At 72.4% G+C, this 13,024-nt stretch carries 14 protein-coding genes; 6 read left to right on the forward strand and 8 right to left on the reverse strand.

Annotation, left to right across the window (positions count from 1 at the left end):
• Positions 1 to 22 precede the first annotated feature (22 nt).
• From QC818_RS00340 to def, 6 genes are all read right to left on the reverse strand, one after another.
• A complete protein-coding gene (locus QC818_RS00340) occupies positions 23 to 1,471 on the reverse strand; it encodes a TrkH family potassium uptake protein (RefSeq protein WP_309650835.1) in 1,449 nt (482 codons plus the stop codon).
• Positions 1,472 to 1,513: 42 nt separating this feature from the next.
• Positions 1,514 to 2,887 carry a Trk system potassium transporter TrkA gene (gene trkA / locus QC818_RS00345; RefSeq protein WP_309650836.1) on the reverse strand — a complete coding sequence of 458 codons (1,374 nt, stop codon included), beginning with the start codon at positions 2,885 to 2,887 and terminating at the stop codon, positions 1,514 to 1,516.
• Positions 2,888 to 2,998: 111 nt separating this feature from the next.
• Positions 2,999 to 3,202 carry a dodecin gene (locus QC818_RS00350; protein WP_309651184.1) on the reverse strand — a complete coding sequence of 68 codons (204 nt, stop codon included), beginning with the start codon at positions 3,200 to 3,202 and terminating at the stop codon, positions 2,999 to 3,001.
• 35 nt (positions 3,203 to 3,237) lie between these two features.
• Complete coding sequence (gene rsmB / locus QC818_RS00355) at positions 3,238 to 4,584, reverse strand: 16S rRNA (cytosine(967)-C(5))-methyltransferase RsmB (RefSeq protein WP_309650837.1); 1,347 nt, start codon at positions 4,582 to 4,584, stop codon at positions 3,238 to 3,240.
• Positions 4,581 to 5,564, reverse strand: coding sequence for a methionyl-tRNA formyltransferase (gene fmt / locus QC818_RS00360; RefSeq protein ID WP_309650838.1), 984 nt, complete (start codon positions 5,562 to 5,564; stop codon positions 4,581 to 4,583). The genes rsmB and fmt overlap by 4 nt, the downstream gene beginning before the upstream one ends.
• Positions 5,565 to 5,680: 116 nt before the next feature.
• Entirely contained in the window at positions 5,681 to 6,193 is a 513-nt protein-coding gene (gene def, locus QC818_RS00365; protein WP_309650839.1) for a peptide deformylase, read from the reverse strand.
• 166 nt (positions 6,194 to 6,359) lie between these two features.
• On the opposite strand from def, the gene QC818_RS00370 reads away from it, so the two are divergent.
• The 5 genes from QC818_RS00370 to aroE are packed head-to-tail and all read left to right on the forward strand — an operon-like array spanning position 6,360 to position 10,922.
• Positions 6,360 to 7,445, forward strand: coding sequence for a LysM peptidoglycan-binding domain-containing protein (locus tag QC818_RS00370; protein WP_309650840.1), 1,086 nt, complete (start codon positions 6,360 to 6,362; stop codon positions 7,443 to 7,445).
• A gap of 8 nt (positions 7,446 to 7,453) precedes the next feature.
• Positions 7,454 to 8,554, forward strand: a complete 1,101-nt coding sequence (dprA, locus tag QC818_RS00375; RefSeq protein ID WP_309650841.1) for a DNA-processing protein DprA — start codon at positions 7,454 to 7,456, stop codon at positions 8,552 to 8,554.
• Between the two features lie 35 nt (positions 8,555 to 8,589).
• Positions 8,590 to 9,147 (forward strand): L-threonylcarbamoyladenylate synthase, encoded by a 558-nt coding sequence (locus tag QC818_RS00380; RefSeq protein WP_309651185.1) that lies wholly within the window; start codon positions 8,590 to 8,592, stop codon positions 9,145 to 9,147.
• A 30-nt stretch (positions 9,148 to 9,177) separates the two neighbouring features.
• Complete coding sequence (hemF, locus tag QC818_RS00385; protein ID WP_309650842.1) at positions 9,178 to 10,113, forward strand: oxygen-dependent coproporphyrinogen oxidase; 936 nt, start codon at positions 9,178 to 9,180, stop codon at positions 10,111 to 10,113.
• Entirely contained in the window at positions 10,110 to 10,922 is an 813-nt protein-coding gene (gene aroE, locus QC818_RS00390; RefSeq protein ID WP_309650843.1) for a shikimate dehydrogenase, read from the forward strand. The genes hemF and aroE overlap by 4 nt, the downstream gene beginning before the upstream one ends.
• Positions 10,923 to 10,932: 10 nt before the next feature.
• Here the strand turns inward: aroE and QC818_RS00395 are convergent, their stop codons facing one another.
• Entirely contained in the window at positions 10,933 to 11,196 is a 264-nt protein-coding gene (locus QC818_RS00395; RefSeq protein WP_309650844.1) for a hypothetical protein, read from the reverse strand.
• Positions 11,197 to 11,212: 16 nt separating this feature from the next.
• Positions 11,213 to 12,007, reverse strand: a complete 795-nt coding sequence (locus QC818_RS00400) for a M48 family metallopeptidase (protein WP_309650845.1) — start codon at positions 12,005 to 12,007, stop codon at positions 11,213 to 11,215.
• Between the two features lie 112 nt (positions 12,008 to 12,119).
• Between QC818_RS00400 and QC818_RS00405 the strand changes: the two genes are divergently transcribed.
• Positions 12,120 to 12,989, forward strand: a complete 870-nt coding sequence (locus QC818_RS00405; RefSeq protein WP_309650846.1) for an ATP-binding protein — start codon at positions 12,120 to 12,122, stop codon at positions 12,987 to 12,989.
• Positions 12,990 to 13,024 lie beyond the last annotated feature (35 nt).

Raw genomic sequence — 13,024 nt, forward strand, 5'->3', positions numbered from 1 at the left:
GAGGGCGCTTCCACCGGGTTTGCTACTTGCGCCAGAAGGCGGGGGTGAACAGCACCAGCACGGTGAAGATCTCCAGGCGGCCGAGCAGCATGGCCAGCACCAGGATCCACTTGGCCAGGGACGGGAGGTCGCCGTAATGCGCACTGGCCTCCCCCAGCGCCGGCCCCAGGTTGTTGAGCGCCGAGCCCACCGTGGACCAGGCGGTGACCTGGTCGACGCCGGTGGCCATCACGCCCACCAGCATCAGGAAGAACAGCATCACGTAGGCCGAGAAGAAGCCCCATACCGCCTGGGCGATGCCGTCGGGCACGCTGACCTTGCCGATCTTCACGGTGATCACCGCGTTGGGGTGGATCAGGCGCATCACCTCGCGCATGCCCTGCTTGAGGATCAGGATGATGCGGATCACCTTCATGCCGCCGCCGGTGGACCCGGAGCAGCCGCCGACGAAGGCGGTCACGAACAGCAGGAAGGGCAGGGCGCCGGGCCAGGTGGAGAAGTCGGCCACCGAGAAGCCGGCGGTGGTGGCGATGGAGACCACCTCGAACAGGGCGTGGCGCAGGCCGCGGACGGTCTCGTAGATGTCGGTGAGCCACAGCGAGATGGCGGTGACCAGGATCAGCCCGCCCAGGAACAGCATCAAAAAGCGCGCCTCGGGATCCTGGAAGTAGTGGACCACGCTGCGCTGGCGCCAGGCCAGGAAGTGCAGGCTGTAGCTCATCGCCGAGACGAACAGGAAGAAGGCGCAGATCAGCTCGATGGCGGCGCTGTCGAAGTGGCCGATGCTGGCGTCGTGGGTGGAGAAGCCGCCGATGGCCACCGTGGAGAAGCTGTGCCCCAGGGCGTCGAACCAGTCCATGCCGGCGGCCATGTAGGCCAGCATGCAGGCCACCGTCAGGGTGGCGTAGATGTACCACAGCGCCTTGGCGGTCTCGGTGATCCGCGGGGTGAGCTTGGAGTCCTTGAGCGGCCCCGGGATCTCGGTGCGGTACAGGGCCATGCCGCCGACGCCCAGGGTCGGCAGGATGGCCACCGCCAGCACCACGATCCCCATGCCGCCCAGCCACTGCAGCTGCTGGCGGTAGTAGAGGATGGCCTCGGGCAGCAGGTCGATGCCGGTGATCACGGTGGCGCCGGTGGTGGTCAGCCCGGAGAAGGACTCGAAGACGGCGTCGGTGGGCGACAGCGCCGAGGCGCCGGTGAGCATCAGCGGCAGCGACCCGAACAGCCCCAGCACCGTCCAGAACAGCGCGGCGATCAGGAAGCCGTCGCGGGTGCGCAGCTCCTTGCGGGCATGCCGGTTGGGCAGGTACATCATGGCCCCGGTGCCCACGGTGATGCCCAGCGCCACCACGAAGGCCTGCCACATGCCGTCGGCGAACAGCCACGAGATCAGGATCGGGGGCACCATGGTCAGGCTGAACATCATCAGCAGCAGGCCCAGGATGCGCAGGATCATGCGCAGGCTCATGCGGGGGCTCTCCTCGTCGTCCGTGTCGGCATGGCGGGTCCGTCAGAAGAAGGTCAGGCCGACCTGGAAGAGCCGCTCCACGTCGCGGATGCGGCGCTTGTCGATGACGAACAGGATGATGTGGTCGCCGGACTCCACCACCACGTCGTCGTGGGCGATCAGCACCTCCTTGCCGCGCACGATGGCGCCGATGGTGGTGCCGCTGGGCAGGTCGATGTCGCCGATGGCGCGGCCCACCACCTTGGACGACTGGGTGTCGCCGTGGGCGATGGCCTCGATGGCCTCGGCGGCGCCGCGACGCAGCGAGTGGACGTTGACGATGTCGCCGCGCCGCACGTGGGTCAGCAGGCTGCCGATGGTGGCCTGCTGGGGCGAGATGGCGATGTCGATCTCGCCGCCCTGGACCAGGTCCACGTAGGCGGCGTTGTTGATCAGGGTCAGCACCTTCTTGGCGCCCATGCGCTTGGCCAGCATCGACGACATGATGTTGACCTCGTCGTCGTTGGTCAGGGCGCAGAAGATGTCGCAGTCCTCGATGTTCTCCTCTTCCAGCAGGCGCTTGCTGGTGGCGCTGCCGTGGAGCACCACGGTGCGGTCCAGACGCTCGGAGAGCTGGGTGCAGCGTTCGAGGTTGTGCTCGACGATCTTCACCTGGTGGCTGTGCTCCAGGTGCTCGGCGAGGCGCTCGCCGATGTTGCCGCCGCCGACGATGATCACCCGGCGGAAGTCGCGTTCCAGGCGCCGCAGCTCGCTCATCACCGCGCGGATGTCGCGGCGGGCGGCGATGAAGAACACCTCGTCATCGGCCTCGATGACGGTGTCGCCGCGGGGGATGATCGGCCGGTTGCGGCGATAGATGGCGGCGACCCGGGTATCGACGCTGGGCATGTGCCGGCGCAAGAAGCCCAGTTCCTGGCCCACCAGCGGGCCGCCGTAGAAGGCCTTGACCGCCACCAGCTGGACCAGGCCGCCGGCGAACTCCAGCACCTGCAGGGCGCCGGGGTGCTCGATCAGCCGGCGGATGTGGTCGGTGACCACCTGCTCGGGGCTGATCAGCACATCGATGGGCACCGCCTCGTGGGCGAACAGGCCCTTGCGGGTGAGGTAGGCGGTGGCGCGGACCCGGGCGATCTTGGTGGGCGTGCGGAACAGGGTGTAGGCGACCTGGCAGGCGATCATGTTGACCTCGTCCTGGCTGGTCACCGCGATCAGCATGTCGGCGTCCTCGCAGCCGGCCTGACGCAGCACCATGGGGTAGGAGCCGGCGCCGTGCACGGTACGGATGTCGAGCCGGGTGTGCAGCTCGCGCAGCTTGTCGGCGTCGGTGTCCACCACCGTGATGTCGTTCTCTTCGCGCGCCAGATGCTCGGCCAGGGTTCCGCCGACCTGGCCGGCGCCGAGGATGATGATCTTCATCGCGTCTCGCAGTCCGCAGCAGATCGACGGCGCCTCGAGTTCGAGAGCGCCGTCGCATGGGTGGCGGCAAGCCTAAACCAGCCGGGAACGGAAGAACAGGGCCGTGCGGCCTCAGTCCAGGGTGAAGCCCACCTTGAGGGTCACCTGCCAGTGGGCCACCCGGCCGTGCTCGATGTGGCCGCGGGTGTCGGTGACCTCGAACCAGCGCATGCTGTGCAGGCTCTCCGAGGCCTTGGCCAGCGCGCCCTGGATGGCGTCCTCGATGCCCGTCTCGGAGGTGCCGGTCAACTCGATGTGCTTGTAGGTGTGGTTCATGGTGTCGTCCTCTGGCAGCGCGATGAAGCGGCCGTTCAAGCGGCCCGCTTCCTCAGTCTGGCATAGAAGAAGCCGTCATGGCTGTCGACGGTCGGCAGCAGCTGGCGACCGGCCCCGGCCTGGCGGCCCCAGGCCACGCCCTGGGGCGTGGTGACCTCGGCCTCGGGGGTGCGCTCGAGGAAGGCCGCGACCTGGTCGGCGTTCTCCTCGGGCAGCACCGAGCAGGTGGCGTAGAGCAGGGTGCCGCCGGGGGCGAGCAGCGGCCAGAGGTTGTCCAGCAGCCGCGCCTGCAGCTCGGCCAGCCGGGCGATGTCCGAGGGGCGGCGCAGGCGCTTGATGTCCGGATGGCGGCGGATCACGCCGCTGCCCGAGCAGGGCGCGTCGAGCAGGATGGCGTCGTAGGCGGTGCCGTCCCACCAGTCGCGGCCGGTGGCGTCGCCGTGGGCCAGGTCGGCGACCAGGCCGAGCCGCGACAGGGTGTCCTCGACCCGGGCCAGGCGCCCGTCGTCGCTGTCGATGGCCTGCATCTCGATGTCGAACAGCTCCAGCAGGTGCGCGGTCTTGCCGCCGGGGGCGCAGCAGGCGTCCAGCACCCGGGCGCCGGGCCGGGGGGCGATCACCGGGCCGAGCAGCACCGCGGCGAGCTGGGCGGCCTCGTCCTGGACGCTGACCCGCCCCTCGCGGAAGCCGGGCAGGGCGTCGACGTCGCAGGGGGCGTCCAGGGTCAGGCCGTCCGGGGCGTGCGGGCAGAGACGCGCCTGCAGGCCGGGGGCATCGAGGCGATCCAGGTACATCTCGCGGTCGCCGTGGCGGCGGTTGACCCTCAGGGTCATGGGGCCGGGGTGGTTGTTGGCCTCGCAGATGGCCCGCCAGTCCTCCGGCCAGGCCTGGCGGAAGGCCTTCAGCCACCACTTGGGATGCAGCAGGGCCACCGCCGGATCCTTGTCTACCTCGGCCTGCAGGGCCGTGGCCTCGCGTTGCAGGCGCCGCAGGCAGCCGTTGAGCACCCGGGTGGCCCAGGCCTTGTTGAGCAGGCGGGCGGCGCCGGCGGTCTCGCCCACGGCGGCATGCGCCGGGATGCGCAGGTAGAGCAGCTGGTAGATGCCCACCAGCAGCAGGGCCTGGACGTCGGCGTCGCGGGCCTTGAAGGGCTTGTCGAGCAGCTTGCCGGCCAGCGCCTCGAGGCGGCACAGGGCGCGGCAACTGCCGTAGCACAGTTCCTTGAACAGGCCCCGATCCCGGGCCACCACCTGGTGGTCGTCGAGGCTGTTGAGCGAGCCCTTGCCGGTGATCACCGGTGCCAGGGCGCGGGCGGCGGCGGCGCGAACCGCCAGGCCGTTGTCCAGGGACTTTGAGCGGCGGTGGCCGTTGCGCTGGGTCATGAGGCGGTCTCCCGGTCGGCGGAGCCCAGGCGGGTGCCGGGCGGGAAGCGATCGGCGCGGGCCTTGAGCAGTTCGCGCACGTCCAGGGGCTTGCCGCCCGGCAGCTGGGCGCGGGTGACCCGCAATATCTCGTCGCCCGCCGCGCCGCAGGCGATGCGCAGGGCGTCGTCGGCGGGGGGGAGCAGGGTGCCGGGGGCGGTGGCCTCGCCGGGCTCGGGCTCGGCCTCGGCCATCAGCAGGCGCAGGCGATCCTCGCCCAGCGCGCACCAGGCCACCGGCCAGGGGTTGAAGGCGCGGATCCGCGCGGCCAGACCCTCGGCGCCCTGGCGAAAGTCGAGCTCGGCCTCGGCCTTGGAGAGCTTGGCGGCGTAGGTGACGCCCTCGGCGGGCTGCGGGGTCGCCGTCAGGCCGTCGCCCGCCAGGGCCTCCAGCGCCTCGACCAGCGCCCGGCCGCCCAGCTCGGCCAGGGTGTCGTGGAGCTCCCCGCCGGTGGTCGCGGCGGTGATCGGGGTGCGCGCGACGTGCAGCATGGCGCCGGTATCCAGGCCCTCGTCCATCTGCATGATGGTCACGCCGCTCTCGGCGTCGCCGGCCTCGATGGCGCGCTGGATGGGCGCGGCGCCGCGCCAGCGGGGCAGCAGCGAGGCGTGGACGTTGAGGCAGCCGAGCCGCGGGGTGTCGAGCACCGCCTTCGGCAGGATCAGGCCGTAGGCCACCACCACCATCAGGTCGGCCTCCAGCGCCGCCAGCTCGGCCTGGGCCTCCGGCGACTTCAGCGAGGCCGGCTGGTACACCGGCAGGTCATGCGCCTCGGCCAGCACCTTGACGGGGCTGGGGGTCAGCTTGCGCCCCCGGCCGGCGGGCCGGTCGGGCTGGGTGTAGACGGCGACGACATGGTGGTCGCTCGCCAGCAGGGCCGACAGGCTCGCCGCGGCGAAGTCGGGCGTGCCGGCGAAGATGACGCGCAGGGGTCGGGACATGGGATCGAGGGCCTTGCCGGAATGAGTGCCTTCCATGATAACGGAGGCGGGCGCAAACGACGAAGGCCGGCGCCCTCAACGGCGCCGGCCTTCGCGGAAGGGCGGGGAACGAGCGATCAGGCGGGCTGGGTCAGCTTGTGCCGCTTCTGCATCTTCTTCATCACCCGGTCGCGCTTGAGCGGCGACAGGTAGTCGACGAACAGCACCCCCTGCAGGTGGTCGCACTCGTGCTGGATGCAGTGGGCGAGCAGGCCCTCGGCCTCCAGCTCGTAGGGCTGGCCGTCGCGATCCAGGGCCCGGAGGTGCACCTTCAGGGCGCGGGGCACCTCGGCGTAGTACTCGGGGATCGACAGGCAGCCTTCCTGCATCGGCTCGCGCTCGTCGCCGATCGGCGTGTATTCGGGGTCGATCAGCACCAGGGGCGTGCTCTGGTCGTCGCTGACGTCCATGACGATGACCCGGCGGTGGACGTCCACCTGGGTGGCCGCCAGGCCGATGCCGCGGGCGTCGTACATGGTCTCGAGCATGTCGTCGACCAGCTGGCGCACCTCGTCGTCGACCGTCTCGACGGGCGCCGCTTTGGTGCGCAGCCGCTCGTCGGGGAATTCGAGGATGGGGAGTTTGGCCATGGCGTTGGTGTCACCGTTATGCTGTCATTCAGGAGATGCGACTATTCTAGAAGCCGAGGGAGCGCGTGGGAACCGAAGGGCCGCGCATCCCATCGATAGCATCAGACTATATCACGGCGGCGAGGTTCCTGGCGCCGTCGCGATCATCAGGCGGGGGACGACGGGGATGAGGCAGATCACACGCAGCAAGTGGGTGCGGCACGGGCTGGGGGCCCTGGTCCTGGGCCTGCTGGCCGGTGGCACACAGGCTCAGGCGCTCACCTGGGAGGACGGCCTGAGGGACGGCGCGCCGGACCGCTACACGGTGGTCAAGGGCGACACCCTCTGGGACATCTCCGGACGCTTTCTCCAGCATCCCTGGCAGTGGCCGGAGGTGTGGCGCGTCAATCCGCAGATCGACAACCCCCACCTCATCTATCCCGGGGACGTCATCTTCCTCTACGACTGCGACGGTCGGCCCTGCCTGGGGCTCGAGCGGGGGCAGGGTATCGTGCGGCTTTCCCCCGAGATGCGCACCGTGCCGCATCGCGAGGCCATCGCGCCGATCCCGCTGGAGTCGATCCGCCACTTCCTGCGCGAGCATCGGGTGATCGCCGATCCCGAGGCCCTGGACGAGCTGGCCTATGTGGTGGCCGGCAACGATGGCCGCCTGATCAGCGGCGCCGGCGACCGCTTCTATGCCCGGGGCGACGTCCCGGCCGGTGGCCGCTTCGGCATCTACCGGGTCGGCGAGCGCTATCGGGACGCCGCCTCCGGCGAGCTGCTGGGCCTGGAGCTGGAGAGCGTGGGCGAGGCCCGGCGCCTGCGCCAGGAGGACGACATCGCGGTGATGGAGGCCACCCGCACCCGCCAGGAGATCCGCGGCGACGACATCGTCCTGCCGCTGGAGGACCGCGCCCTGGTCACCGAGTTCCAGCCCCGCGCGCCGGACCAGGCGATCGACGGCCGCATCCTGGCGGTGCCCGGCGGGGTGCGCTTCATCGGCCGGCTGCAGCTGGTGGCCCTGGATCGCGGCACCCGCGACGGCCTGGCCCCGGGGCATGTGCTGGCGGTGGAGCAGCGCGGCGAGCTGGTCGACGATCCGCGCACCGGCGAGGCGCTGCGTCTGCCCGGCGAGGATGCCGGCCTGGTGATGGTCGTTCGCCCCTACGACAAGATGAGCTACGGCCTGGTGATGCGGGCCACCCGCACCCTGGCCGTCGGCGATCGCCTGCACAACCCCCGCCCCGCCCTGGGGACGGCCCAGCGCTAGGCGAGGCCATGGGGCCGTCGGCCAGGGACTGGCGACTGCTCGCCCGGCTGCCGGGGGTCGGCCCCGCCGGCCTGGCCGAGCTCGCCGCCCGCGCGCCGGCCTGGCCGGCGGGCTGGCTGGCGGCACTGCCGCCCGCCGCCGCCGCGGCGCTGCGGCTGTGGCTCGAGCACCCCGCCCGCAGCCCCCTGAGCGCCGCGCTCGAGGCCGACGAGGCCTGGAGCGACGCCGGCCCCGACCGCCACCTCCTGCACCCCGGCCACCCCGACTGGCCGGCGCTGCTCGCCTGCATTCCCGATCCGCCGCCGGCGCTCTGGGCCTGGGGCGATCTCGCCGCCCTGACCCCGCCCCGGCTGGCCATGGTCGGCTCCCGTCGCCCGACCCGGGAGGGGCTGAGCAATGCCCACGGCTTCGCCCGCGCCCTGGTCGAGCGGGGCTGGAGCGTGGTCAGCGGCATGGCGCTGGGCATCGACGGCGCCGCCCAGTGGGCGGCCCTGGAGGCCGGCGGGCGCAGCGTGGCGGTGCTCGCCGGCGGGGTCGACCAGGTCTATCCGGCACGCCATCGCCGCCTGCACGAGCGCCTGCGCGCCCCCGGCGGGCTGCTGGTGTCCGAGCACCCACCCGGCACCCGGGCCCGGCCGGCCTTCTTCCCGCGTCGCAACCGCATCGTCACCGGGCTCTGTGCCGGCGTGCTGGTGGTGGAGGCCGCCGAGCGCAGCGGCTCGCTGGTCAGCGCCCGTCTGGCCGGCGAGCAGGGGCGCGAGGTGTTCGCCCTGCCGGGGTCGATCCACAACCCCCGGGCGCGGGGCTGCCTGGGCCTGATCCGCGACGGGGCGGCGCTGGTGCGCGACATCGAGGATATCCTCGCCGAGCTCCCGGCGCCGGAGGCGCCGCCATGGCCGCCGCCCGCCGCCGAGGTCGGCGACGACGATCCGGATCCGCTGCTGGCCTGGCTCAGCGATGCCCCCACTCCGGTGGATGCCCTGGTCGGCCTGGCCGGCCTGCCGGTGGCCGACTGCCAGCGGCGCCTGCTGGCCCTGGAGCTCGAGGGGCGGGCCGCCCCGGTGGCCGGCGGCTGGGTGCGCCTGCCGACGCCGACCCGAGCGTGCTAGAATCGCTCGCCCAGACATCGCTCGTGAGCCATGCCATGCACCCGGACACTTCCCTCGCCGATGCCGTGGCCGCCCTGCGTGCCGGCGGCGTGATCGCCTATCCCACCGAGGCCGTGTGGGGCCTGGGCTGCGATCCCGACGACGAGGCCGCCCTGACCCGGCTGCTGCGCCTCAAGCGGCGCGAGCCGGCCAAGGGCGTGATCCTGGTCGCCGCCGACCTCGAGCAGTTCGCGCCCTGGCTGGAGGGCCTGGACGCCGAGCGTCGCCGGGCCCTGACCACGCCCCGTGGGACGCCCACCACCTGGCTGGTGCCCGACAACGGCCGGGCGACGGCGCTGGTGCGCGGCGATCACGACCGGGTGGCGTTGCGGGTCAGCGACCACCCGCTGGTCGCCACGCTGTGCCGGGCCTTCGGCGGCCCCATCGTGTCGACCTCGGCCAACCGCGCCGGCGAGCCCTCGGCGATGAGCGCCGAGGAGATCCGCGGGATCTTCGGCGACGAGCTCGATGCCGTGCTCGACGGCCCCCTGGGCGGCCACGATCGCCCCAGCACCATCCGCGACCTGCTCACCGGCCGGGTGCTGCGCGACTGACCCTTTCCGCCGACCTTCCAAGGAGGCCATGTGGCCCACGCCCATCTCGACCCCGTGAAGACCTACCTGCTCGATCTCCAGGATCGGCTGTGCGAGGCCCTGGCCGCCGAGGACGGCCGGGCGAGCTTCCGCGAGGACGCCTGGCAGCGCGCCGAGGGCGGCGGCGGCCGCTCGCGGGTGATCGAGGACGGCGCCGTGTTCGAGAAGGGCGGCGTCAACTTCTCCCACGTCCACGGCGCCACCCTGCCGCCCTCGGCCACCGCCGCCCGCCCCGAGCTCGCCGGTCGCGGCTTCCACGCCGTGGGCGTGTCCTGGGTGCTGCACCCGCGCAATCCCCACGTGCCCACCAGCCACGGCAACGTGCGCTTCCTGATCGCCGAGAAGGCCGGCGAGGAGCCGGTGTGGTGGTTCGGCGGCGGCTACGACCTGACGCCCTTCTACCCGGTGCTCGAGGACGTGCGCCACTGGCACCGGGTGGCCCGGGACGCCTGCGCGCCCTTCGGCGACGACGTCTACCCCCGCTACAAGGCCTGGTGCGACGACTACTTCTACCTCAAGCACCGCGACGAGACCCGCGGCGTCGGCGGGCTGTTCTTCGACGACCTCAACGAGGGCGGCTTCGAGCGCTGCTTCGCCTTCCAGCGGGCCGTCGGCGACAGCTTCCTCGACGCCTACCTGCCGATCGTGCGCCGCCGCCGCGAGGCCCCCTGGGGCGAGCGCGAGCGCGACTTCCAGCTGTATCGCCGCGGCCGCTACGTGGAGTTCAACCTGGTCTGGGACCGGGGTACCCTGTTCGGCCTGCAGAGCGGCGGGCGCACCGAGTCGATCCTGATGTCGATGCCGCCCCTGGCGCGCTGGGAGTATGCCTGGGAGCCCGAGCCGGGCACCCCGGAGGCGGCCCTCTATCGCGATTACCTCCATGCCCGTGACTGGCTGGACGAGGAAGCCCGGGAGCAGCAAGCATGACCGATCGTTACTGCGTGTTCGGCCACCCCATCGGCCATTCGAAGTCGCCGGCCATCCATGCCGCCTTCGCCGAGCAGACCGGGGAGGCCATCGAGTACACCGCCATCGAGGCGCCCCGGGACGACTTCGCCGGCGCCTGGCGGGCCTTCGCCGCCGCCGGCGGGCGCGGCGCCAATGTCACGGTGCCCTTCAAGGAAGCGGCCTTCCGCCTGTGCGACGCCCTCAGCGACCGGGCGAAGCGGGCTCGGGCCGTGAACACCCTGATCCGGGACGAGGCCGGCCGCACCCGGGGCGACAACACCGACGGCGCCGGCCTGGTGGCCGACCTGGCGCGCCAGGCGGTGCCCCTGGCCAGCGCCCGGGTGCTGGTGCTGGGCGCCGGCGGCGCGGTGCGCGGGGTGCTGGCGCCACTGCTGGCCGCGGAGCCGGCGGGCCTGCATGTCGCCAACCGCACCGCCGACAAGGCCTGCACCCTGGCCGCCGACTTCGCCGACCTGGGCCAAGTGAGCGGCGGCGGCTTCGAGACCGTGACCGGGCCCTTCGATCTGGTGATCAACGGCACCAGCGCCAGCCTCGGCGGCGAGTTGCCGCCGTTGCCCGACGACCTCTTCGCCCCCGGGGCGACCGCCTACGACATGATGTACGGCGCCGAGCCCACCGTCTTCCTGCGCTGGGCCGAGGCGCACGGCGCCCGCTGCCTGGATGGCCTGGGCATGCTGGTGGGCCAGGCCGCCGAATCCTTCTTCCTGTGGCGGGGCGTGCGCCCCGACGTCACGCCGGTGCTGGCGGCGCTGCGCCGGGCGCTGTGAGGCGCCCGGCTCAGCGGCGCTTGACGTAGAGCCCGACCATGCAGCAGGCCAGGCCGGCGAGCGAGGCCAGCATGCCGCCGTTGACCAGCCAGGGGTGGCGGTCGATCCAGGGCACGAAGGGCTGCGGGGTGTCGCGGCAGGTGCCGGCGAGATAGTCCCAGTGGCCGTCCTGGACGAGCAGGCATTCCCGGACGTCGCCGAGCTCCACGAAGTAGGCGCCCATCAGCGCCAGGATGGGCAGGACCAGCAGCAGCAGTCCGATTCTCAACAGCATCGACATGTCCTCGGGATCAATCGCAGCTCGGCGTGCGACCGGCGCGGCGCGCCTGTTCGTAGCGGGGCAGCACGCGGGGCAGCTCGGCCTCGAGGCCGGCGATGCGACTGCCGTGACTGGGGTGGGTGGACATCCACTCCGGCGGCTGGCCGCCGCCGGCGCGGCTCATGTTCCGCCACAGGGCGACGCTGGCGCGGGGGTCGAAGCCGGCATCGGCCATCAGCCGCAGCCCGAGCACGTCGGCCTCGCTCTCGTGGCGCCGGGAGAAGGGCAGCAGGATGCCGTACTGGGCGCCCATGCCCAGGGCCGCCATGACCTGCTCGCCGCCGGGTCCTTCCAGGCCGGCGGCGGAGGATACCACCGACAGGCCCAGCTGGGTGGCGGTCTGGGTGGAGGCGCGTTCGTTGGCGTGGCGCGCCAGCACATGGCCGATCTCGTGGCCGATGACCGCGGCCAGCTGGTCCGGGGTCTCGGCGATCTCCATCAGGCCGGTGTGCACCCCGACATAGCCCCCGGGCAGGGCGAAGGCGTTGGCCGAGTCGTCGTCGAAGACCCGCACCTGCCAGTTGCCGTCCCGGGCGCCGGGGGGCAGGGTGGCGACGATGGCGTCGGTGACGCAGCGGGCCAGGCGATAGGGCGCGCCGCCCACGGTGGGACGCTCCTGCTGGTACTCGGCGAAGGCCTGGGCGCCCATCCGGTCGAGCTGGTCGTCGGACATCAGGGCCAGCTGCGAGCGGCCGGTGGGCGAGGTGGTGCAGGCCGCCAGGGCGAGGCCGAGCGCCCCCACGGCGAGACAGTGAATCCAGCGCATCGGGTTCCTCCATGGGGCCGGCCGCGGCGGGGCCGCTGGACGGCGGACAAGGGTTCGCCACAAGATACCCCGAACGCCCGCGAGATCAACCGCCGAATCGAGAGGAGCCCGCATGGACGACGACCTGGCGTATCGCCTGACCCGCCTGCTGGAACGCGTGGAGCCCTGGCTGCCCCCGGCCGCCGAGGGCGTCGACTGGGAACGCGACATCGCCGCCCTGTGGGAGCGCCATGCCCTGGGCGGGCGGCTGGTGCCGGTTCCGCCTCGCGATGCCCTGGCCCTGGACGACCTGCTCGGCATCGAGCGCCAGAAGCGAGCCCTGGTCGACAACACCCGCGCCTTCCTGCGCGGCCTGCCCGCCAACCATGCCCTGCTGTGGGGCGCCCGGGGCAGCGGCAAGTCGTCGCTGGTGCGCGCCCTGCTCAACGGCCTGGCCGGGGAGGGGCTGCGGCTGGTGCAGGTGGATCGCCACGACCTGGCGGCGTTGCCGGCCCTGGTCGCCCAGCTGCGCCATGCGCCGCATCGCTTCGTCGTCTACTGCGACGACCTCTCCTTCGAGGGCCACGACGACGCCTACAAGGCGCTCAAGAGCGTGCTCGACGGCGCGCTCACCGGCCCCCCGGAGAACGTGCTGCTCTACGCCACCTCCAACCGCCGCCACCTGCTGCCCGAGTCGATGGCCGACAACGACGCCACTCGCCTGGTGGGCGAGGAGCTGCACCACGGCGACGCCGTGGAGGAGCGGATCTCGCTGTCGGACCGCTTCGGCCTCTGGCTGGCCTTCCACCCCTTCGACCAGGCCGCCTACCTGGCGGCCTGCCGCCACTGGGTCGTCCGGCTCGGCGGCGTCGAGGACTGGCGGGAATCGGCCCGGGAGGAGGCGCTGCGCTTCGCCACCCTGCGCGGCGGGCGCAGCGGCCGGGTGGCCTGGCAGTTCGCCTGTCAGTGGATCGGCCGCCGGCGCCTCCACGGCGAGGCCTGAAACGCCCGCCGCCGGCTCGTGGGCCGGCGGCGAGA

The organism is Halomonas koreensis, from assembly GCF_031451675.1.
GTDB lineage: Bacteria > Pseudomonadota > Gammaproteobacteria > Pseudomonadales > Halomonadaceae > Halomonas > Halomonas koreensis.